This window comes from Paraburkholderia sejongensis (assembly GCF_020880815.1).
Taxonomy (GTDB): Bacteria; Pseudomonadota; Gammaproteobacteria; order Burkholderiales; family Burkholderiaceae; genus Paraburkholderia; species Paraburkholderia sejongensis.
In genome coordinates this window covers 364,022-384,434 of the sequence record NZ_JAJITD010000005.1, presented here as the reverse complement: position 1 = coordinate 384,434, position 20,413 = coordinate 364,022, and the positions used below count along the sequence as shown (strand labels likewise).

Genomic DNA, 20,413 nt, shown 5'->3' with positions numbered 1-20,413 from the left:
CGCTGACGCATAAAAAACGGGCTGCCTTGCAAAAGGCAGCCCGTTCTGTTTTGGCCCGCTTGAAACGCGAAGCGCGCGATGCGCCGGCGGCGGCCCGCGCGCCGCTTACTGCCTGACCGGCCGCTTCGCGAGCTTGCGCTGCAAAGTCCGCCGATGCATGTTCAGCGCGCGCGCGGTTGCCGAGATATTGCCGCCGTTGTCGGCGAGCACGCGCTGGATATGCTCCCATTCGAGCCGCGCGACCGACAGCGGCTGCGGCTTTTCCAGCGCCTCTTCGGCCTGCAGCGCGCTGGCCTCGCTTTGCAGCGCCGACAGAATCGTCTCGACGTTGGCGGGCTTGGCGAGATAGTTGTCGGCGCCGTCCTTGACCGCCTGCACCGCGGTCGCGATGCTCGCGTAACCGGTCAGCACCAGCATCCGCGCATCGGGCTGCAGATCGCGCAACGGCGCGACGAGAGTCAGACCCGAGTCGTTGCCCAGATGCAGGTCGACGGTAATCTCGCTGAACTTCTGCTGATTCGCGAGCCGGATCGCTTCGTCCGCGTTGTGTGCTTCGCTCACCGTATAGCCGCGCCGCGTCAAACCGCGAGCGAGGATGCCGGAGAACACTTCGTCGTCGTCGATCACCAGAAAATTCTTTTCGCTCATGCCTGTTTCTCCGTGTTGGATGGCGCGGCGCCTGGATGGCTCGCTCCGGAAATGGTGCGCGCGGCGATCGGCAGTCGCAGCACCGCGCGCGTGCCGCGCGGCCGCGCCGCGCTGACGTCGGTCAGCTCGATCGATCCCCTGAGACGCGCCGCCGCCGAAAATGCCAGATACAGCCCGACCCCGTGGCCGCCCTGGGTGCTGTCGACCGGCATCGCACCGAGCGAGCCGCGCAACGAGGCCGGAATGCCCGGGCCCGCGTCGCACACATCAAACACGATCTGATCGCCGCGCGCGGCAAGCGCACAGGACAGCGTCACGTGATCGCGGCTCGCGCGCGCCGCGTTGTCGAGCAGGATCGTCAGGATCTGGCTTACGGCGACCGTGTCGTCGAGACTGACGTCGGCGGGGGGCGTACCCAGCCGCTCGAACTTCACGTGCGGATGACGCAACCGCCACTGCTCGGCGAACGATTCGAGCCACTTGTCGACCAGTTGGCGATTCGTCGTGCTCGCACGGCTTCGCAACCGCGCCAGCGCCGACGTGCACAAGGTCATTTGCTGTTCGAGCAGTTCGAGATCGGCGCTGTACGGTGCAAGCCCCGGGTCGGTGCGCGCCGCATCGCGTAATTCCTCGGACAACATGGCGATTGTAGACAGAGGCGTGCCGATTTCGTGTGCCACCGTGGCCGCCTGCACGCCGAGCGCGACCGCCCGTTCGTCGTGAAGCAAGCGCTGCTGCGCGTCTCCGAGCGCTGCGTCACGTAGCCGCAGCGCCTTCGACATGCGCGCAACGAACCACGCGATCAGTCCCACGCTCACCATGAAGTTGACCCACATACCGGCGCGGTAGTACTCGAACAGATTGGCGGGATTATCGAGATTGAGCGGCACCGAGTCGAAGCTGAGCACTGCGTAGCAGGCCACCGCGAATGCCGCGAGCCAGGCCATCAGATACCACGGCAGCACCGCGGCGGCGATCGCCAGCGATGGCAAGTACAGCGAAACGAATGGATTGCTGGTGCCGCCGGACAGGAACAGCAATGCCGACAACGCGCCGAGGTCGACCCAGATCTGGCCGAACAGCTCCATGTTCGACTCGGGCCGCTGCTGCGACACGCGCCACCACGTGAGCGCGTTGAACAGCACTTCGAGTGCGATTACGAGCAGCATCGCCGGCAACGGCAGGTTCGCGCCGATGAAGATCTGCACGAAGGCGATCGTCAGCAGCTGACCGATGATCGCGAGGCAGCGCAGCCAGAACAGATGACCGAGGTTGACCCGGCCGGTCGTGGTGATCCGATGCATAACCTGAAGGGTCCGTATGCAAACAGACCTTAGTCTACCCGCTCGGACAACGGCTACGGCCTACGAAGCCCCGCTGCCGGTAACATGACTGTCTTCAAGATAATGCCGCGCCACCCGTTGATGCAGCCCACCCCCGATCACGACGCCGACGCTGCGTCCGCATTCCTGAGCTGTTTGCGCGACGCCGCGGCCGCGCGCGCCAGCGGCGCGACCGGGCATGAAGCCAGTTGCCTGCAGGCGGCGGCCAGGCTGCACCCGCTCGACGCCGCTTCGCTCGATGCGCTCGGTGCCACGCTGCTCGCGCAGCAGCGCGCCGGGCAGGCGATCGAACTCGCCGAGCTGGTCGCGCAGCTCGATCCGCACAGCGCGCTCGCCCACTTTCGCGTCGGTTACACGCTGCAGATGGCCAACCGGCATGCGGATGCGATCGCCCCGTACCGCCGCGCGCTCGCGCTCGATGCGGCGCTGCCGCAGTTGCGCAACAACCTGGCCAGCGCGTTGATGCTCGCCGGCGGCGAGCTGGACGAACAACTCGCGCTACTCGAAAGCGCGGTTCGCGATACGCCGCAGGACGGCAACGCGTGGATCAATCTCGCCAACGCGTATCGCCGCAAGCCGGACCTGCCGCGCGCGCTGCATGCCGGCGCGCAGGCCGTGCAGCATGCGCCGCACAGCCCGCTGGCTTACAACAACTACGCGCTGACGCTGCGCGAGGCGCAGCGTTGGGACGAGGCCGAACAGGCTGCGACGACGGCCTGCGAACTCGCGCCGCACGCGCCGACGATGCGCTCGAACCTCGGCATGCTGCAACTCGTGCGCGGCAACTACGCGCAGGGCTGGCCGTCGCACGAAGCGCGTTGGGAAGGATCACAGGAGCTCGGCGGCAATCGTCCGGTGCTGCCCGCGCCCACCTGGCGCGGCGAATCGCTCGCGGGCAAGACGCTGCTGGTATGGGGCGAACAGGGGATGGGCGACGTGCTGCAGTTCTGCCGCTATATCCCGCTGCTGGCCGAACGCGTGCATCGCGACGGCGGCAGGCTGCTGTGGAATTCGTTCCCGCAGATGGGCGGCCTGCTCGCGCGCAGCCTCGCCGCGCACGTGGACGAATATTCGGCGGGCGGCGGCGTCGACACATTGCCGCCGATGGACTATGAGATTCCACTGCTGAGCCTGCCGCTGATTTTCGATACCCGCGAGGACACGATTCCGGCCGCGTCGCCGTATCTGTTCGCCGACCCGGCCGCGTGCGAAGCGTGGCGCCGGCGCCTCGCCGTCGATCCCGGCCTGAAGGTCGGCCTCGCATGGACCGGCAGCCGCGGCCATCAACGCAATCCGTTTCGCAGCGTCGGCTGGCAGCGCTACGCCCGGCATTTCGCCGGGATCGACGGCGTCACGTTCTACTCGCTGCAGCCCGACGCGGCCGACGACGTCGCCGCCGCCCGCGCGGCCGGCCTGCCGATGATCGATCACACCGCCAGTCTGGCGAGCTTCGACGACACCGCCGCGTTGGTCAGCGCGCTCGACCTCGTGATCACCGTGTGCACGTCGGTCGCGCATCTGAGCGGCGCGCTCGGGCAGCGCAGCTGGGTGCTGCTCGACGTCAATCCGCACTGGGTCTGGCTGCTCGAACGCAGCGACAGTCCGTGGTATCCGAGCGCGACGCTTTACCGGCAACCGCGCTTCGGCCAATGGGCGCCGGCGTTGGAGGCGGTGGCACGCGACCTGCGCGCACTGGCGGCGCAGCGGCGTGGCGAGCAGCCTGCATAGCACCAGAAGCTGGAGCCCCGCGGCTCGTGCATGGCGTCCAGGCCGCTTAAACCGGACCGGCTCCGGCACCACCTTGCGCCACCCGCGCAAGCTCCGCGGCCAGACACCCGGGACACAAACAGGGACTCGCCGGGTCGAGCCGTTCGGCCGGCAGCGGCGGCAACTCGCGGCACCAGCACTGACCCGGCCCGGTGCGCATCCCGCAGTCGAATGCGCAGCCGCAGCGCGGGCAGCGCGCGCTGCCCGCCGGGCGGGTGGAAGACGTTTTCATCGTGGGAAAAGCTCGAACTGGAAATCGGTCAGGCAATGATGCCACGCCCGCGCGGCCCGGCACAGCCGTCCGTACGGCCGATGCACAGCCGTCACGCCGGCGCGCCAGGCCGGCCGCCCGACCCGCCCGGCAAGCGCCCGGCAGGCCCGCGCTCGCAACGCATGCCGGAGGCGTTCCGGCAGTCGCGCGCACCGCTGCCGAAAACCCTGTTGCAGCGCGCCAGTCCTGTACAATTCGCGCTGTTTTAACTGTTCCGTGCCCGAGCCTGCCGCCATGTCCGAGCTTCCCGACCTTTCGCAGATTGCGCCCACCCTGAAAGCCGAAATTCTGGCCGAGGCGCTGCCTTATATCCGTCAGTACCACGGCAAAACCGTGGTGATCAAATACGGCGGCAACGCCATGACCGAAGAGCGCCTGAAGCAGGGTTTCGCGCGCGACGTGATTCTGCTGAAGCTGGTGGGCATCAACCCGGTCATCGTGCACGGCGGCGGTCCGCAAATCGACGGCGCGCTGAAGAAGATCGGCAAGCAGGGCACCTTCATCCAGGGCATGCGCGTCACCGACGAAGAGACGATGGAAGTCGTCGAATGGGTGCTCGGCGGCGAAGTGCAGCAGGACATCGTGATGCTGATCAACCACTTCGGCGGCCACGCGGTCGGCCTGACCGGCAAGGACGGCGGCCTGATCCACGCGCGCAAGATGCTGATGCCGGATCGCGACAATCCGGGCCAGTACGTCGACATCGGCCAGGTCGGCGAAGTCGAGTCGATCAATCCGGCGGTCGTGAAGGCGCTGCAGGACGACGCGTTCATCCCGGTGATCTCGCCGATCGGCTTCGGCGAAGACGGCCTGTCGTACAACATCAACGCGGACCTCGTCGCGGGCAAGCTGGCGGTCGTGCTGAACGCCGAAAAGCTCGTGATGATGACCAACATCCCCGGCGTGATGGACAAAGACGGCAATCTGCTGACCGATCTGTCGGCGCGCGAAATCGACGGCCTGTTCGCGGACGGCACGATCTCAGGCGGTATGCTGCCGAAAATCTCGTCGGCACTCGACGCGGCCAAGAGCGGCGTGCGCTCGGTGCACATCATCGACGGCCGCATCGAGCACTCGGTGCTGCTCGAAATTCTGACCGAACAGCCGTTCGGCACGATGATCCGCTCGCATTGAGCGACGCGGCAAACCCGTCATGCACGCCACGGCGACGCGGCGCGTATGACGGACGCGCGGGCACGGCGGGTGCGCGAACCCGAACACCCCGCAGCGCCTGAAGGCTTCCACACCATGCGCACCCTCACCTCGCGGCGCCGCCGCCCCGACATCGCGGGCGGCAAGCCGGTCTGGCTGTTCGACCTCGACAACACGCTGCACCACGCGTCGCACGCGATCTTCCCGGCGATCAATCGCGGGATGACGCAATACATCATCGACGCGCTACAGGTCGACATCGACCAGGCGAACCGGCTGCGCACCGGCTACACGCAGCGCTACGGCGCGGCGCTGCTCGGCCTCACGCGCCATCACCCGGTCGACGGCGACGATTTTCTGAAGGTCGTCCACGACTTCCCCGATCTCGGTTCGATGATCCGCTGTGAACGCGGCGTCGCGCGTCTCGTCGCCGCGTTGCCCGGCCGCAAGATCGTGCTCACCAATGCGCCCGAGAAATATGCGCGGGCAGTGCTCGCCGAGTTGCGCATCGAGCGGCTGTTCGAGCGCGTGATCGCGATCGAGCACATGCGCGATCGCAGCCGATGGCGCGCGAAACCCGATCACGCGATGCTGCGCCGCGCGATGCGCGACGCGCACGTCGCGCTGAAAGACGCGATCCTCGTCGAGGACACCCGTTCGCATCTGAAGAATTACCGGCGACTCGGCATCCGCACCGTGTGGATCACCGGCCATCTGCCGCGCCAGCCGCACGCGGACGGAATCCCGACGCGCCTGCCGGGCACCGGCCGGCCGCACTATGTCGACCGCAGCATTCGTTCGCTAAAATCGCTACGACTGGGCACCCGCTCGGTTCGATGGAAAGGACGCAAGCCGGGACAGTAGGGACGCAAGCCGACAACGACAGCAGCCGGGGAACCACAGCCATGCAGCCGATCGACAAGCCTGACGAAGCCTTAGCCGCAGCCTCCCCCGCGACGCCCGGCGCCGCGCCCGCTACCACCGCCTCGACCACCGCCCGCGCGCCGCGCCCGAAGCCGGGCGAGCGCCGCGTCCATATCCTGCAAACGCTCGCCGCGATGCTCGAGGCGCCGAAAAGCGAAAAGATCACCACCGCCGCACTGGCCGCCCGCCTGGGTGTATCCGAAGCCGCGCTGTATCGGCATTTCGCCAGCAAGGCGCAGATGTTCGAAGGGCTGATCGAATTCATCGAGACCACGCTGTTCGGGCTCATCAACCAGATCACCGCGCACGAAAGCAACGGCGTGCTGCAGGCGCGCGCGATCGCGCTGATGCTGCTGAACTTCCCGGCGAAAAATCCCGGCATGACGCGGGTGCTGACCTGCGAGGCGCTGGTCGGCGAGCACGAGCGGCTCACCGAGCGCGTGAACCAGATGCTCGAACGGGTCGAGGCGTCGTTGAAGCAGTGTTTGCGGCTTGCGCAGACGGAGGCGACGGCAACTGCCGGCGCCGACGTTGCAGGCAGCGTCCAGGTCGGCAACGGCAAAGTCCCGGCCGCTCCCGATGCGCCGGCCGTCGCGCACCACGGCCCGATGTCCGCGCCGCTGCCCGCCGGCTACGATCCCGCGCTGCGCGCGAGCCTGCTGCTGAGCTACGTGATCGGCCGCTGGCATCGCTACGTGCGCAGCGGTTTTGCCCGTCCGCCCGCCGAACACGCGGACGCGCAACTGCTGCTGATTCTTCAGTAGCACGGCTCGCGCAGCGCCTACAGCGCCACGCCCGCGCCGCTGCCGCGCGGGATTTTCCGCTATACTTTGCGCCTTGATGCACCGGTAACACCCACGCAGTACCCACCGCGGTATCCAATTTTCACGCGCCGATTTGCTGACTCGATTGCGGGCGCGCGAGCCCCAGGCCAACGGCCGGCGGTTCACTATAAATGCGGCTAAAGAGGTCGTCAGCCGCGCACATCGCTTCCCCTTCCGTGCCTCGCCGACGCCGTTTAGCCGTCCTGTTGACTCAATGGCGGAATGAATGGACTCCATCGGCATCGTCGCTCCCCAGAAAATGCATTTCACCGAGCCGCTGCGCTTGCGCAACGGTACTTCGCTCGCCGGTTATGACCTGATGGTCGAGACCTACGGCACGCTCAATGCCGCGCGCAGCAATGCGGTGCTGGTGTGCCACGCGCTCAACGCGTCGCATCACGTGGCGGGCGTGTATGCCGACAATCCGAAGGACGTCGGCTGGTGGGACAACATGGTCGGCCCCGGCAAGCCTCTCGACACCAATAAGTTCTTCGTGATCGGCGTGAACAACCTCGGCTCGTGCTTCGGTTCGACCGGGCCGATGAGCATCGATCCGGCGACCGGCCAGCCGTACGGCGCCGCCTTCCCGGTCGTCACCGTCGAAGACTGGGTCAACGCGCAGGCGCGCGTGGCCGACGAGTTCGGCATCGAGCGCTTCGCCGCGGTGATGGGCGGCAGCCTCGGCGGGATGCAGGCGCTCGCGTGGAGCATGATGTATCCGGAGCGCGTCGGCCATTGCATCGTGATCGCGTCGACCCCGAAGCTGTCCGCGCAGAACATCGCGTTCAACGAGGTTGCGCGTTCGGCGATCCTGTCGGACCCGGACTTCCATGGCGGCAACTACTACGCGCATGGCGTGAAGCCCCGGCGCGGGCTGCGCGTCGCGCGGATGATCGGCCACATCACCTATCTGTCGGACGACGACATGGCCGAGAAATTCGGCCGCTCGCTGCGTCGCGCGGAAGGCGCCCTCGACGACTACAACTTCAACTTCGACGTCGAGTTCGAAGTGGAATCGTATCTGCGCTACCAGGGCGACAAGTTCGCCGACTACTTCGACGCGAACACCTATCTGCTGATCACCCGCGCGCTCGACTATTTCGATCCGGCCAAGGCGTTCGACGGCGATCTGACCGCCGCGCTCGCGCACACCACCGCAAAGTATCTGATCGCGAGCTTCTCGACCGACTGGCGTTTCGCGCCGGCGCGCTCGCGCGAACTGGTGAAGGCGCTGCTCGACCACAAGCGCACGGTCACCTACGCGGAGATCGACGCGCCGCACGGCCACGACGCCTTCCTGCTCGACGACGCGCGCTATCACAACCTGCTGCGCGCCTACTACGAACGCATTGCCAACGAGGTCAACGCATGAACCAGCGAGCACTTGATTACCTGGCGTCGCGCCCGGACTTCCGCGCGATCGCCCGCTGGGTCGAACCGCGCTCGACCGTGCTCGACCTCGGCTGCGGCGACGGCTCGCTGCTGTCGCTGCTGAAAGAAGAACTCGAGGTGCAGGGCTACGGCATCGAGATCAACGACGCCGGCGTGCTGGCCTCGACGCGCAACGGCATCAACGTGATCCAGCAGAACCTCGAAGACGGCCTGCGGCTGTTCGAGGACGGCAGCTTCGATTTCGCGATTCTGTCGCAGACGCTGCAAACCATTCATCAGACCGCCGCGATCCTGCGCGAGACCGTGCGGGTCGGCAAGGAATGCATCGTGTCGTTCCCGAACTTCGGTTACTGGGCGCATCGGCTGTCGGTGCTCAAGGGGCGCATGCCGGTGTCGAAGTCGTTGCCTTATCAATGGCACAACACGCCGAACGTGCGCGTGCTGACGATCGAAGACTTCGAGGCGCTCGCGCCGGAGGTCGGTATCGAAATTCTCGATCGGGTGGTGCTGCACGACGGCCAGGTGGTGCGTTGGGGCGTGAACTGGCGTGGTAGTCTTGCGGTCTATCGCGTCAAGCAAAGCTAACGTCACTTATCCACATGTCGAACCCGCCGCACGAGGCGCCCGCACTTACCGCTCACGAAGAACATCCCGGCTGGCGCGCGTTTCTGAATACGCGCATGCTGATCTGCGTGTTTCTCGGCTTCACGTCGGGACTTCCGTTATTTACGCTCGTCTATCTGGTGCAGGCATGGCTGCGCTCGGAAGGCGTCAATCTGAAGGAAATCGGCCTGTTCGCGCTGATCCAGTTTCCGTACACGTGGAAATTCGTGTGGGCGCCGCTGATGGACCGCTACGTGCCGCGGCTGCCGGGCTGGCGGCCGGGTCGCCGGCGCGGCTGGATGCTGGTCACGCAGATCCTCGTGGCCGGCGCGATCGCGACGCTCGGTTTCGTGTCGCCGCGCGAATCGATCTGGACGGTCGCCGCGCTCACCGCGCTGGTCGCGTTCTTCGGCGCGAGTTCCGACATCGTGATCGACGCTTACCGGCGTGAGCTGCTGAGCGATACGCAGCAGGGCCTCGGCAACGCGGTACACGTGAACGCGTACAAGATCGCGGCGCTGGTGCCCGGTTCGCTTGCGCTGATTTTGTCCGATCATCTGCCGTGGAGCACGGTGTTCATCGTGACCGGCGCGTTCATGCTGCCGGGCGTGCTGATGACGCTGGTCGTGAGCGAGCCCGAAGTGCACGGCAAACCGCCGAAGAATCTGCGCGAAGCGATCGTCGAACCGTTCCGCGAATTCATTCAGCGCGACGGCTGGCGCGGTGCGCTCTTCGTGCTCGGCTTCATCTTTCTGTACAAGCTCGGCGATACGATGGCGACCACGCTGTCCACCTCGTTCTTTCTCGACATCGGTTTTTCGCGCACGCAGATCGGCGTGATCGCGAAGACGACCGCGTTCGGCGCGAGTCTCGCGGGCGGGATCGTCGGCGGGATCTGGCTGATGAAGATCGGCATCGGCCGCGGCTTGTGGATCTTCGGCGTGCTGCAGATGGTGTCGACGCTCGGCTTCGCGTGGCTCGCGCATCTCGGCCCGGATTCGCCCGGGCTCACCGCGATCTACGACATCGCGGTGGCCATCAGTCAGGGCACCACGAAGCTGCTCGCGCTCGCCGGCATCGACTGGAGCGTGCAGCTCGATCCGCGCTCGGTCGCGCTCGCGCTGGTCTACGGCTTCGAGACTTTCACCACCGGTCTGACGATGGCCGCGTTCACCGCGTATATCGCCAGCACCACCGATCCGCGCTACACCGCCACCCAGTTCGCGCTGTTCACGAGCCTCGCGTCGGTGCCGCGCACGCTCGCGTCGGCGGCGAGCGGCTACGTGGTCGCGCAGATCGGCTGGTTCAACTATTTCATCATCTGTACCGCGCTCGCGGTGCCCGGCATGTTGCTGCTGGTGCGGATCGCGCCGTGGAGGGCCAAGTCGTGACGATGCGGTTCCCGACGCGCGCGCGGCGTCACCTGGCGACTCGCGTGCTATCGAGCGAGTTGCGCGCGATCGCGCGGTACATGGCGTGTGGGCTCGGCTGCGCGAGCGTCGTCGCGCTGGCGCTGCCGGCGCGCGCGGCCACGTTTGTCGCCGCGGCTCCGGCTGCCAGCGCGGCCAACAGCGCGGTGGTCGCCGCGCCGCCGGCGCCTGCGGCAGCGACCGGCACGATCGCGCCCGGCAACGCGCCGGCGGCCAAGGCCGCAACCGGCGCCGCCAGCGGCGAAAACGCAATCTCGGCGACGCCGGCCACAAACAGCTCCGGCGGCCCCAGCGCGGGTGCGGGTGCGAACAACAGCGCGACCAGCGGCACGGCCGCGCCCGCGCCGGGTTCAGCCGGTCCGGGCAGCAGCGGCGCGATCACTTCAGCGCCGAATCCGGCGCCCGGCTCCACGTCGCCATCTCCCGCGAAGGCCCCGGCCGCGACTTCCGCGCCGCCCGCCGCTCCGCCGCCGTACTACGTGAGCCCGCAGCTGCGCTATGGCGGCTACATGGTGTTTCGCAACCTGATCCCGTCGGCGATGCTCGAGGCGCAGGCCGCCGACGAATTCAACCAGATCGTCTACGGTGCAAGCCACGCGAACCGCCTGTACGCCGATAACGACGCGCGCGTCACGCGCGTGCGCTCGAGCGTCGACAAGATGGTGCCGTATTCGCTGAAATGGAACGAGCGGGCCAAAAGCTGGAAATGGGAAGTGGCGGTGGTGCGCTCGAACGACATCCGCATGTACTGCCTGCCGGGCGGCAAGATCGTCGTCTATAGCGGGCTGCTCGACCGGGTGCGCCTGAACGACAACGAACTCGGCATGCTGATCGGCCACGAGATCGCGCATGCGTTGCGCGAGCATGCGCGGATGCGGCTCGGTCAGTTGCAGGCGAGCCAGCTCGATTCGTCCGGCACGATCCCGCAACTGTTCGGGCTCGCCGATCTCGGCATGGCGCCGCTCGGCATCGGCTCGCGTCTGCTGGAAATGAAGTACGAAAGCACCGACGAAACCGAAGCCGATGTAATTGGCAGCGATATCGCGTCGCGCGCCGGCTTCGATCCGCGCGCGGCGGTCACGCTGTGGGACAAACTCGCGCAAGCCACGCGCGGCAGTCGCGACGGCAACTTCATCTACGTGCATCCGTACACGCCGGCGCGTCGCGAGGACATCATCAAGCGGCTGCCGGACATGCTGCCGCTGTACGCGAAGGCGATCGGCAAGAGCGTCGACGCACTGCCCGATTACGCGGGCATGGGCCGGCCGACCCGCAAAGCGGCGCGCAACTGATCGGAAACTCTGATCCTGAACGGCGGCGGCGCTTCACATGAGGGGCGCGGTGCCCGCGCCGCCGCCTTCTTGTGACGGTTACTTGCCGACCTTGTGGTCGTAATCGACGGTCAGCGGCGCGTGATCGCTGAACTTGATGTCGCGAAACACATCGGTGCGCTTCGCCTTGCCGGCGATGCCCGGCGTCGCGATCTGATAATCGATCCGCCACCCGACGTTCTTCGCATACGCCTGACCGCGATTGCTCCACCATGTGTACTGTTCCGGCCGCTGATCGAGCGTGCGGAACACGTCGACATAACCGACCTCGTCGAACAGCTTGTCGAGCCACGCGCGCTCTTCCGGCAGGCAACCGGAGTTCTTCTGGTTGCTCTTCCAGTTCTTGATGTCGATTTCCTTGTGCACGATGTTCACGTCGCCGCACACGATCACTTCGCGCTCTTTCGCGAGTTCGGCCAGATGCGGCATGAACTCGTCCATGAAACGGAACTTGGCCTGCTGGCGCTCGTCGCCGCTCGAACCCGACGGTACGTACACCGAAATCACCGACAGCTTGCCGAAGCGCAGCTCGACATAGCGCCCTTCCGGATCGAATTCCTCGCTGCCGAAACCGATCACCACTTCGTCCGGCTCATGACGGGTGTAGACGCCCGCGCCGCTATAGCCCTTTTTCACCGCATGCTGGAAATAGCCGGTGAAATCGTGCGGCGCGAGAAATTCCGGCGTCATGTCGTCCTGCGAGCATTTGATTTCCTGCACGCACAGCACGTCCGCTTTCTGTTCGCCGAACCACTCGAAAAAGCCCTTCTTCGCCGCCGCGCGAATGCCGTTCAGGTTGGCGGTAATCACACGCAACATGTTGTTCCTCTTGTGTTCAATTGATTTCCGAAGCCGCCGCGCACGGCCTCGTTCACTCGACCTTCACGCCCTTCAGCGATTCCTTCGCGGGCGGATATTCGAGCTTCAGCGCCTCGAGCGTGCGCAGCAGCAGTTCGCCGACCATCACGTTGCGATGGGTCTTCGAGTCGGCCGGAATCACGTACCACGGCGCGTACTCGGTCGACGTCGCTGCGAGCGTATCGCGATAGACCGACTGATACGCGTCCCACTGCTTGCGCGCTTCGAGATCGGCCAGGTCGAATTTCCAGTGCTTGCTCGGGTCGTCGATACGCGCCTGCAACCGCTCGCGCTGCTCATCCTTCGAGATGTGCAGCATGCATTTGACGATGGTCGTGCCGCTGTACGCGAGCATCTCCTCGAACTGCCGGATATGGCAGCAGCGCTGCTGGAACGCGTCGGCATCGAGCTCGCCGAGCACGGTCGGCACCAGCAGGTCTTCGTAATGGCTGCGGTTGAAGATGGTCAGCTCGCCGGCCGCCGGCGCCTGCGAATGCACGCGCCACAGAAAGTCGTGCGCGAGCTCGACCGGCGTCGGCGCCTTGAACGGGACGATCCGCAAGCCGAGCGGATCGACTTCGTGAAACACCGCGCGGATCGTGCCGTCCTTGCCGCTGGTGTCCATCCCTTGCAGCACCAGCAGCACGCGGCGCCGGCGTTGCGCGTGCAGTCGCTCCTGCAGATTGTCGAGCTGCATTCCGATTTCGGACAGCCGCGCGCGGTCGGTGTCTTTCGAGCCGGACGAAAACGGCTTTGCGGCGGGATCGAATTCGTCGAGCGAGAAGCGGTTGTTCTTCTTGCCGCCGTCGAAATACGGCACGCGGAAATCGTCGAGATCGGCTTGCTTCGCCATGCGCACGCTCCCTGTTGAGTACTGATCGAGGTTCTAAGCAGATTCGAAACCGCCAAACAAAACGGGCCGTTGCCCTGCTTTCAGTCCGGCAACAGCCCGTCGTAGAGCGGACGCTCGCGCCCGGCCTGGGTAGATCCAACTTGAATCAGGACAGCTTTTTCTTTAGCAATTCGTTGACCTGAGCCGGGTTCGCCTTGCCCTTGGTCGCCTTCATCGCCTGACCGATCAGCGCGTTGAACGCCTTTTCCTTGCCGGCGCGATATTCGTCGACCGATTTCTGGTTCGCGGCGAGCACCTCGTCGAGGATCGCTTCGAGCGCGCCGCTATCGGAGATCTGCTTCAGACCCTTCGCGTCGATGATGCGGTCGGCGGCGGCTTCGTCGGTGGCCTTCTCTTCCCAGATCGCGAGGAAAATTTCCTTGGCGATCTTGTTCGAGATCGTGCCGTCGGCGATACGTTGCAGCAGCAGCGCGAGCTGCGCGGCCGACACCGGGCACTCGGCGATGTCGAGGCCTTCGCGATTCAGTTGCGAGGACACTTCGCCCATCACCCAGTTCGCCGCGACCTTCGCGTTCGCCGCGCCGGTCTTCGCGACCACCGCCTCGAAGTACGCGGCGCTCGCCTTGCTGGCGGTCAGCACGTTCGCGTCGTACGGCGTCAAACCGTACTGCGACACGAAACGCTGCTGGATCGCCGCCGGCAGTTCCGGCATCCCGCTCTTCACGCGCTCGACCCATGCAGCGTCGATCACGAGCGGCATCAGGTCCGGATCCGGGAAATAGCGGTAGTCGTGCGCGTCTTCCTTGCTGCGCATCGAGCGCGTTTCGCGCTTGTCCGGATCGTACAGGCGGGTTTCCTGCACGACGGTGCCGCCGTCTTCGATCAGCTCGATCTGACGACGCACTTCGTACTGGATCGCCTCTTCGAGGAAGCGGAACGAGTTCAGGTTCTTGATCTCGGCGCGGGTGCCGAATTCCTTCTGCCCGACCGGCCGCACCGACACGTTCGCGTCGCAACGGAACGAGCCTTCCTGCATGTTGCCGTCGCAGATGCCGAGCCACACGACCAGCGTGTGCAGCGACTTCGCGTAGGCGACCGCCTCGGCCGCGCTGCGCATTTCCGGCTCGGTGACGATTTCGAGCAGCGGCGTGCCGGCGCGATTCAGGTCGATGCCGGTCATGCCCGCGAAGTCTTCGTGCAGCGACTTGCCGGCGTCTTCCTCGAGGTGCGCGCGGGTCAGATTGATGGTCTTCTCGTACGCTTCCTTGCCGGCTTTTTCATTGGCCGGCACCTGGATCGTCAGTTGACCGCCCTGCACGACCGGGATTTCGTACTGGCTGATCTGATAGCCCTTCGGCAGATCGGGGTAGAAATAATTCTTGCGCGCGAAGATGCTGCGCGGCGCGACGGTCGCGCCGATCGCGAGGCCGAACTGGATCGCGCGCTCGACCGCGCCGCGGTTCATCACCGGCAGCGTGCCCGGCAAGGCCAGATCGACGGGGCTCGCCTGGGTGTTCGGCGCGGCGCCGAACCGGGTGGCGGTGCCCGAGAAAATCTTCGACTGAGTCGACAGCTGCGTGTGGGTCTCCAGACCGATCACGACTTCCCATTGTTTGGTCATGGTGCTCACACTCCTGCCGGTGCCTGACGGTGGAACTGGGTCACGCGCTGGAACGCGTCGGCCACCTGCAGCATCCGGGCTTCATTGAAATAGTTGCCGATGATCTGCAGACCGACCGGGCGCTGCGCGTTCGCGCCGGCGCCGAAGCCGCACGGCACGCTCATGCCCGGCAGGCCGGCGAGGCTCACCGACAGCGTGTAGATGTCGGCCAGATACATCTGCACCGGATCATCGCCCTTTGCGCCGAGGTCCCACGCCACCGACGGCGCGACCGGTCCCATGATCACGTCGCACTGCTTGAACGCTTGCTGGAAGTCCTGCGCGATGATGCGGCGGATCTTCTGCGCCTGCAGGTAGTACGCGTCGTAGTAACCGTGCGACAGCACGTACGCACCGACCAGAATGCGGCGCTTCACTTCCGGGCCGAAGCCTTCGGCGCGCGACTTCTTGTACATGTCGAGCAGATCGCGGTACTCGGCCGCGCGATGGCCGAAGCGCACGCCGTCGAACCGCGACAGGTTCGACGATGCTTCCGCCGGCGCGATCACGTAGTAGACCGGAATCGACAGTTCGGTTTTCGGCAGCGAGACTTCGACCAGCGTCGCGCCGAGCGCTTCGTACTGCTTCAGAGCGGCGTCGATCGACGCGCGCACGTCGTCGGCGAGACCGGCGCCGAAGTATTCCTTCGGCAGGCCGATGCGCAGGCCGGCGAGCGGCTTGCCCGCGTTGCCCGCGGTATCCGCTTGCCACGGCTGGCCGAGGTAGCGTGTGTAGTCTTCGTTCTCGCGCTCGAGGCTGGTGGAATCGCGCTCGTCGAAACCGGCCATCGCGTTGAGCAGCGTCGCGCAGTCGGCGGCGCTTTGCGCCATCGGGCCGCCCTGATCCAGCGACGACGCGAACGCGATCATCCCGTAACGCGACACCCGACCGTAGGTCGGCTTGATCCCGGTGATGCCCGAGAACGATGCCGGCTGGCGGATCGAGCCGCCGGTGTCGGTGCCGGTCGCGGCCGGCGCGAGACGCGCGGCCACCGCCGCCGCCGAGCCGCCCGACGAACCGCCGGGCACCGCTTTCACGTCCCACGGGTTCTGCACCGCGCCGAAGTACGAATTCTCGTTGGACGAACCCATCGCGAATTCATCCATATTGGTCTTGCCCACGCACACCATGCCGGCGGTCTGCAGACGCGCGACCACGGTCGCGTCGAACGGACTTTCGTAGTTCGCGAGCATCTTCGAGCCGGCGGTGGAGCGCCAGCCCCTGGTCACGAACACGTCCTTGTGGGCGATCGGCAGGCCGACCAGCGGGCCGGCGTGGCCGGTGTGCAGCAGCGCGTCGGCGGCTTTGGCCTGCGCCAGCGTCAGTTCGGGATCGACCTGGATGAACGCGTTCAGGCTTTTGGCCGCGTCGATCCGCTTCAGGTACGACTGCGCCAGTTCGACTGCGGAGCATTCCTTGGCCGCGAGCGCGGCGCGCAGTTCGGTCAGACTTTTTTCATGCATTGCGTTTTATCCTGGAAAGCGCGGCAGCGCGGTCACGCTGCCGTGGAGGCGTTCGGTTGCCTGCCGGCAGGCTCGCGCGGCGCGACCCGCGGTCCGCGGCGCAAACGCGCGCGGCGGACCGCGGCCGGGCCGGGGCCTGCCCGGCGGGTCTTATTCGATCACCTTCGGCACGAGATACAGGCCGTCCTGCACGGCCGGCGCTGGTTTTTGATAAGCCTCGCGCGCGACCGTCTCGGTCACCGCGTCGTCGCGCAGACGCAGCGCGACGTCTTCGATCTGCTCGATCGGATGAGCCAGCGGCGCGATGCCGGTGGTGTCGACGGCCTGCATCTGCTCGACGAGGCCGAAGAAATCATTGAGCTGGGTGAGGGTGTGTTCGGCGTCGGCGTCGGCCAGTTCTAGCCGCGCGAGATGCGCGATGCGTTTGACATCGGTCAGGGTCAGAGCCATGCGGTCACCGGAAATTGTGGTGGGCCGCCGCAACAGGAAAAAACGACGCTGCGACAGCAGGTTACGACGCAGGAAGGCGGCCCCCGGAACGGGGCCGTTGGTGGCAAAAAGTGCCAGCCGTTTCCTGCAAAACATCCAAAATTATAAGGTATCATTACGCGTTCGACCCAAACCCGGACCGACTTACCAGGGCCTTACGGACGATTGCGGACAATTCCCCAGAACGGTCCGGCGCTTTTCCGACCTGGCTTAGCCACCGCCTCCGGTAGACTCCCCCGCAGCTTCAAGCTCCTGTGGCGCGCTTCGCCCGGTTGAGGCTGTTATTTTTCCGCTGCCGCCCTACGCATACGGTGCGAGGCCCGGCCCCCAGCGAGACAGGATTTTGAATGTTCGGTTTTTTGCGCAGCTACTTCTCCAACGATCTGGCGATTGACCTCGGCACCGCCAACACGCTTATCTACATGCGCGGCAAGGGCATCGTTCTCGACGAACCGTCGGTCGTGTCGATCCGCCAGGAAGGCGGGCCCAATGGCAAGAAAACCATCCAGGCCGTCGGTAAGGAAGCCAAACAGATGCTCGGCAAGGTGCCGGGTAACATCGAGGCGATCCGCCCGATGAAAGACGGCGTGATCGCCGACTTCACCGTCACCGAACAGATGATCAAGCAGTTCATCAAGACTGCTCACGAATCGCGCATGTTTTCGCCGTCGCCGCGCATCATCATCTGCGTGCCGTGCGGTTCGACCCAGGTCGAGCGTCGCGCCATTAAAGAAGCCGCGCATGGCGCCGGTGCTTCGCAGGTCTATCTGATCGAGGAACCGATGGCCGCCGCGATCGGCGCGGGCCTGCCGGTTTCGGAAGCAACCGGTTCGATGGTCGTCGACATCGGCGGCGGCACGACCGAAGTCGGCGTGATCTCGCTGGGCGGTATCGTCTACAAGGGTTCGGTGCGCGTCGGCGGCGACAAGTTCGACGAAGCGATCGTCAACTACATCCGCCGCAACTACGGGATGCTGATCGGCGAACAGACCGCCGAAGCCATCAAGAAGGAAATCGGCTCCGCGTTCCCGGGCTCCGAAGTCAAGGAAATGGAAGTGAAGGGCCGCAATCTGTCGGAAGGCATTCCGCGCAGCTTCACGATCTCCAGCAACGAAATTCTCGAAGCACTGACCGATCCGCTGAACCAGATCGTGTCGTCGGTGAAGATCGCGCTCGAACAGACGCCGCCGGAACTCGGCGCCGACATCGCCGAACGCGGCATGATGCTGACCGGCGGTGGTGCGCTGCTGCGCGATCTGGACCGTCTGCTCGCCGAAGAAACCGGCCTGCCGGTGCTCGTCGCCGAAGACCCGCTGACCTGCGTCGTCCGCGGCTCGGGCATGGCCCTCGAGCGCATGGACAAGCTCGGCAGCATCTTCTCGTACGAGTAAGCGAGCTTTTCTCTCATGTCAGTAGCGCGGATCTGGCACACGGCCCCTTGCGGGCCGCTTTGTCGTTGGCTGGACCATCCAGCCGCTGCGCGCTGAGCGCGCGCGCCTCACGCGCCGCCGTTTCACCCAATCGCATACGCCCCCGGCGCCGACCATGGAATACAGTCCGCCGCCCCTGTTCAAGCAAGGCCCCTCCGCTCTCGCACGACTGGTGTTCTTCGTCGTGCTGGCGCTTGCCCTGCTGATTTCCGATGCCCGCTTCCAGACGCTCGAAATCGTCCGCGGCGTGCTCGGCGCGGGTCTCTATCCGTTGCAGCGAGCAGCCCTCGTGCCGCGCGACATCTTCATGGGCGCCGCCGACCTCGCCGTCACGAGCGCGACGCTGCGCAGCGAAAACGACAAGCTGCGCGCGCGCGATCTGCAGATGTCGCAGCAAGCCAATACCGCCGCGTCGCTCGCCGCCGAAAACGCGCATCTGCGCGCGCTGCTGCAACTGTCGCAACAGCTGAGCACGCAATCGCTGCCCGCCGAAATCCAGTACGACACGCGCGACCCGTTCACGCAGAAGGTCGTGATCGGCCGCGGCGCGCAGCAAGGCATCCGCAACGGCTCGCCGGTCGTCACCGAAGACGGCGTAATCGGCCAGATCACCCGGGTGTTCCCGTTGCAGGCCGAAGTCACGCTGCTCACCGACAAGGACCAGGCGGTGCCGGTCGAAATCCTGCGCACCGGCTTGCGCAGCGTGATCTACGGCACGCCGAAGGGCGACACGCTCGATCTGCGCTTCGTGCCGATCAGCGCCGACGTCCAGGCAGGCGACGAACTCGTCACCAGTGGACTGGACGGTGTGTATCCGCCGGGGCTGCCGGTCGCGAAAGTCGTGCGCGTCGACAAGCAGGCCGATACCGCGTTCGCGCGGGTGATCTGCCTGCCGGTCGCGGAGGTGCGCGGTGCGCGCCAGTTGCTGGTGCTGCATGTGGTGAGCGACGTGCCGCCGCGTCCGGCCGACGAGCCCGATCCGGCGACGGCCGCGAAGGAAGCCAAAAAGAAGGGCAAGACCGCCGACGCAAAGGGCGCGGCGGACAAGTCCGCCGCCAAGGCGGGTGAAAAAGCGGCTGACAAGCCGGCCGACAAAGCGGCCGACAAAGCCGCGGCCAAGCCAGGCGAAAAGCCGGCCGCCGACAAGCCCGCCACCGGCAAAACCGCGGCCGAAAAACCCGCCGCCGGCAAGGGCGCGGAAAAGGCTCCGGCCAAAGCCGCGGCGGAAAAGAAGTCCGCCGAAAAGAAAGCCGCGAAGCAGGCTGACAAACCCGCCGCCACCGAAACCGCGAAGCCGCAAACCGCGCCGGGGGCTCAGCCATGAACCGCCCGCAATACATCCTGCAACCGGTCAACCCGTACTTCATCACCTTCAGCCTCGCCGCCGCGTTCCTGCTGAACCTGATGCCGTGGGGGCGTCTGGCCGGCGTGCCCGACTTCGTCGCGCTGGTGCTGCTGTTCTGGAATGTGCATCAGCCGCGCAAGGTCGGCATGGGCATCGCGTTTTTCCTCGGCCTGTTGATGGACGTGCATAACGCCAGCCTGCTCGGCGAGCACGCGCTCGCGTACACGCTGCTGTCGTACGGCGCGATCACGATTCACCGCCGCGTGCTGTGGATGTCGCTCGGCGTGCAAACGTTCGCGGTGATGCCGCTGCTGGTCGTCGCGCAGCTGGTGCCGTTCGTGATCCGCCTGCTGACCGGCGCCGCGTTTCCGGGCTGGAGTTACCTGATCGACGGTTTCGTCGAAGCCGCGCTGTGGCCGGTCGCGAGCATCCTGCTGTTGATGCCGCAACGCCGCCCGGCCGACCCCGACGACACCCGACCGATCTGACGCCGATTTGATCCCGCCTCGGGCCCGCCGGCCGCTGCGTCGCGACACCTCGCGCGCAACCGCCACCGCCGGCCGGCCCGACGCGCAACGCAGTTCCTGCCCCGGCCGCGCCGGTTGGGCGCACACTCTTGATGGCCGCATG

Annotated in this window: 19 protein-coding genes; 11 read left to right on the top strand and 8 right to left on the bottom strand. The window is 66.0% G+C overall.

From position 1 onward, the window contains the following. Positions 1 to 105: 105 nt before the first annotated feature. Both LJ656_RS12570 and LJ656_RS12565 read right to left on the bottom strand, forming a co-directional pair. Entirely contained in the window at positions 106 to 648 is a 543-nt protein-coding gene (locus tag LJ656_RS12570) for a response regulator transcription factor (protein WP_230509726.1), read from the bottom strand. Further along, positions 645 to 1,952, bottom strand: a complete 1,308-nt coding sequence (locus tag LJ656_RS12565) for an ATP-binding protein (RefSeq protein WP_230509725.1) — start codon at positions 1,950 to 1,952, stop codon at positions 645 to 647. The genes LJ656_RS12570 and LJ656_RS12565 overlap by 4 nt, the downstream gene beginning before the upstream one ends. 120 nt (positions 1,953 to 2,072) lie before the next feature. Between LJ656_RS12565 and LJ656_RS12560 the strand changes: the two genes are divergently transcribed. Continuing rightward, positions 2,073 to 3,719: a tetratricopeptide repeat-containing glycosyltransferase family protein gene (locus tag LJ656_RS12560; protein ID WP_230509807.1), complete on the top strand. Its 1,647-nt coding sequence runs from the start codon at positions 2,073 to 2,075 to the stop codon at positions 3,717 to 3,719. Positions 3,720 to 3,765: 46 nt separating this feature from the next. Here the strand turns inward: LJ656_RS12560 and LJ656_RS12555 are convergent, their stop codons facing one another. After that, the gene (locus LJ656_RS12555; RefSeq protein WP_230509724.1) at positions 3,766 to 3,990 is read right to left on the bottom strand and encodes a cysteine-rich CWC family protein; all 225 of its coding nucleotides are present in this window, start codon (positions 3,988 to 3,990) and stop codon (positions 3,766 to 3,768) included. A 273-nt stretch (positions 3,991 to 4,263) separates the two neighbouring features. On the opposite strand from LJ656_RS12555, the gene argB reads away from it, so the two are divergent. From argB to LJ656_RS12520, 7 genes are all read left to right on the top strand, one after another. Then, positions 4,264 to 5,163: an acetylglutamate kinase gene (argB, locus tag LJ656_RS12550; protein ID WP_075294846.1), complete on the top strand. Its 900-nt coding sequence runs from the start codon at positions 4,264 to 4,266 to the stop codon at positions 5,161 to 5,163. Positions 5,164 to 5,277: 114 nt separating this feature from the next. After that, positions 5,278 to 6,045, top strand: coding sequence for a pyrimidine 5'-nucleotidase (locus tag LJ656_RS12545; RefSeq protein ID WP_230509723.1), 768 nt, complete (start codon positions 5,278 to 5,280; stop codon positions 6,043 to 6,045). Positions 6,046 to 6,086: 41 nt separating this feature from the next. Next, positions 6,087 to 6,869: a nucleoid occlusion factor SlmA gene (gene slmA / locus LJ656_RS12540; protein WP_230509722.1), complete on the top strand. Its 783-nt coding sequence runs from the start codon at positions 6,087 to 6,089 to the stop codon at positions 6,867 to 6,869. Between the two features lie 286 nt (positions 6,870 to 7,155). Further along, positions 7,156 to 8,301, top strand: a complete 1,146-nt coding sequence (metX, locus tag LJ656_RS12535; RefSeq protein ID WP_230509721.1) for a homoserine O-succinyltransferase MetX — start codon at positions 7,156 to 7,158, stop codon at positions 8,299 to 8,301. Further along, entirely contained in the window at positions 8,298 to 8,906 is a 609-nt protein-coding gene (gene metW, locus LJ656_RS12530; RefSeq protein WP_075294842.1) for a methionine biosynthesis protein MetW, read from the top strand. The genes metX and metW overlap by 4 nt, the downstream gene beginning before the upstream one ends. Positions 8,907 to 8,920: 14 nt before the next feature. Continuing rightward, positions 8,921 to 10,315 carry an AmpG family muropeptide MFS transporter gene (locus LJ656_RS12525; RefSeq protein WP_230509720.1) on the top strand — a complete coding sequence of 465 codons (1,395 nt, stop codon included), beginning with the start codon at positions 8,921 to 8,923 and terminating at the stop codon, positions 10,313 to 10,315. 2 nt (positions 10,316 to 10,317) lie between these two features. Next, entirely contained in the window at positions 10,318 to 11,646 is a 1,329-nt protein-coding gene (locus LJ656_RS12520) for a M48 family metallopeptidase (RefSeq protein WP_230509806.1), read from the top strand. Between the two features lie 78 nt (positions 11,647 to 11,724). Here LJ656_RS12520 and LJ656_RS12515 read toward each other — a convergent pair whose 3' ends face one another. The 5 genes from LJ656_RS12515 to gatC form a co-directional block, all read right to left on the bottom strand. After that, positions 11,725 to 12,504 carry an exodeoxyribonuclease III gene (locus LJ656_RS12515; RefSeq protein WP_230509719.1) on the bottom strand — a complete coding sequence of 260 codons (780 nt, stop codon included), beginning with the start codon at positions 12,502 to 12,504 and terminating at the stop codon, positions 11,725 to 11,727. Positions 12,505 to 12,556: 52 nt separating this feature from the next. After that, the gene (locus LJ656_RS12510) at positions 12,557 to 13,396 is read right to left on the bottom strand and encodes a PPK2 family polyphosphate kinase (RefSeq protein ID WP_230509718.1); all 840 of its coding nucleotides are present in this window, start codon (positions 13,394 to 13,396) and stop codon (positions 12,557 to 12,559) included. A 145-nt stretch (positions 13,397 to 13,541) separates the two neighbouring features. Further along, positions 13,542 to 15,017 carry an Asp-tRNA(Asn)/Glu-tRNA(Gln) amidotransferase subunit GatB gene (gene gatB, locus LJ656_RS12505; RefSeq protein ID WP_230509717.1) on the bottom strand — a complete coding sequence of 492 codons (1,476 nt, stop codon included), beginning with the start codon at positions 15,015 to 15,017 and terminating at the stop codon, positions 13,542 to 13,544. Positions 15,018 to 15,022: 5 nt separating this feature from the next. Then, complete coding sequence (gene gatA, locus LJ656_RS12500) at positions 15,023 to 16,519, bottom strand: Asp-tRNA(Asn)/Glu-tRNA(Gln) amidotransferase subunit GatA (RefSeq protein WP_230509716.1); 1,497 nt, start codon at positions 16,517 to 16,519, stop codon at positions 15,023 to 15,025. Positions 16,520 to 16,669: 150 nt separating this feature from the next. Further along, the gene (gene gatC, locus LJ656_RS12495) at positions 16,670 to 16,969 is read right to left on the bottom strand and encodes an Asp-tRNA(Asn)/Glu-tRNA(Gln) amidotransferase subunit GatC (protein ID WP_230509805.1); all 300 of its coding nucleotides are present in this window, start codon (positions 16,967 to 16,969) and stop codon (positions 16,670 to 16,672) included. A gap of 386 nt (positions 16,970 to 17,355) precedes the next feature. On the opposite strand from gatC, the gene LJ656_RS12490 reads away from it, so the two are divergent. From LJ656_RS12490 to mreD, 3 genes are all read left to right on the top strand, one after another. Then, the gene (locus LJ656_RS12490) at positions 17,356 to 18,399 is read left to right on the top strand and encodes a rod shape-determining protein (protein ID WP_004189550.1); all 1,044 of its coding nucleotides are present in this window, start codon (positions 17,356 to 17,358) and stop codon (positions 18,397 to 18,399) included. A gap of 154 nt (positions 18,400 to 18,553) precedes the next feature. Then, entirely contained in the window at positions 18,554 to 19,762 is a 1,209-nt protein-coding gene (gene mreC / locus LJ656_RS12485; protein ID WP_230509715.1) for a rod shape-determining protein MreC, read from the top strand. Continuing rightward, complete coding sequence (gene mreD, locus LJ656_RS12480) at positions 19,759 to 20,271, top strand: rod shape-determining protein MreD (protein WP_230509714.1); 513 nt, start codon at positions 19,759 to 19,761, stop codon at positions 20,269 to 20,271. The genes mreC and mreD overlap by 4 nt, the downstream gene beginning before the upstream one ends. Positions 20,272 to 20,413 lie beyond the last annotated feature (142 nt).

Bases quoted from the DNA above. Each gene is read 5' to 3' on its own strand.
- LJ656_RS12565 (WP_230509725.1), bottom strand. From the start codon at position 1,952: ATGCATCGGATCACCACGACCGGCCGGGTCAACCTCGGTCATCTGTTC.
- LJ656_RS12560 (WP_230509807.1), top strand. From the start codon at position 2,073: ATGCAGCCCACCCCCGATCACGACGCCGACGCTGCGTCCGCATTCCTG.
- LJ656_RS12545 (WP_230509723.1), top strand. From the start codon at position 5,278: ATGCGCACCCTCACCTCGCGGCGCCGCCGCCCCGACATCGCGGGCGGC.
- LJ656_RS12490 (WP_004189550.1), top strand. From the start codon at position 17,356: ATGTTCGGTTTTTTGCGCAGCTACTTCTCCAACGATCTGGCGATTGAC.
- metW (WP_075294842.1), top strand. From the start codon at position 8,298: ATGAACCAGCGAGCACTTGATTACCTGGCGTCGCGCCCGGACTTCCGC.
- metX (WP_230509721.1), top strand. From the start codon at position 7,156: ATGGACTCCATCGGCATCGTCGCTCCCCAGAAAATGCATTTCACCGAG.
- LJ656_RS12525 (WP_230509720.1), top strand. From the start codon at position 8,921: ATGTCGAACCCGCCGCACGAGGCGCCCGCACTTACCGCTCACGAAGAA.
- gatA (WP_230509716.1), bottom strand. From the start codon at position 16,519: ATGCATGAAAAAAGTCTGACCGAACTGCGCGCCGCGCTCGCGGCCAAG.
- mreD (WP_230509714.1), top strand. From the start codon at position 19,759: ATGAACCGCCCGCAATACATCCTGCAACCGGTCAACCCGTACTTCATC.
- mreC (WP_230509715.1), top strand. From the start codon at position 18,554: ATGGAATACAGTCCGCCGCCCCTGTTCAAGCAAGGCCCCTCCGCTCTC.
- LJ656_RS12515 (WP_230509719.1), bottom strand. From the start codon at position 12,504: ATGTTGCGTGTGATTACCGCCAACCTGAACGGCATTCGCGCGGCGGCG.
- LJ656_RS12570 (WP_230509726.1), bottom strand. From the start codon at position 648: ATGAGCGAAAAGAATTTTCTGGTGATCGACGACGACGAAGTGTTCTCC.
- gatC (WP_230509805.1), bottom strand. From the start codon at position 16,969: ATGGCTCTGACCCTGACCGATGTCAAACGCATCGCGCATCTCGCGCGG.
- LJ656_RS12555 (WP_230509724.1), bottom strand. From the start codon at position 3,990: ATGAAAACGTCTTCCACCCGCCCGGCGGGCAGCGCGCGCTGCCCGCGC.
- argB (WP_075294846.1), top strand. From the start codon at position 4,264: ATGTCCGAGCTTCCCGACCTTTCGCAGATTGCGCCCACCCTGAAAGCC.
- slmA (WP_230509722.1), top strand. From the start codon at position 6,087: ATGCAGCCGATCGACAAGCCTGACGAAGCCTTAGCCGCAGCCTCCCCC.
- LJ656_RS12510 (WP_230509718.1), bottom strand. From the start codon at position 13,396: ATGGCGAAGCAAGCCGATCTCGACGATTTCCGCGTGCCGTATTTCGAC.
- gatB (WP_230509717.1), bottom strand. From the start codon at position 15,017: ATGACCAAACAATGGGAAGTCGTGATCGGTCTGGAGACCCACACGCAG.
- LJ656_RS12520 (WP_230509806.1), top strand. From the start codon at position 10,318: ATGCGGTTCCCGACGCGCGCGCGGCGTCACCTGGCGACTCGCGTGCTA.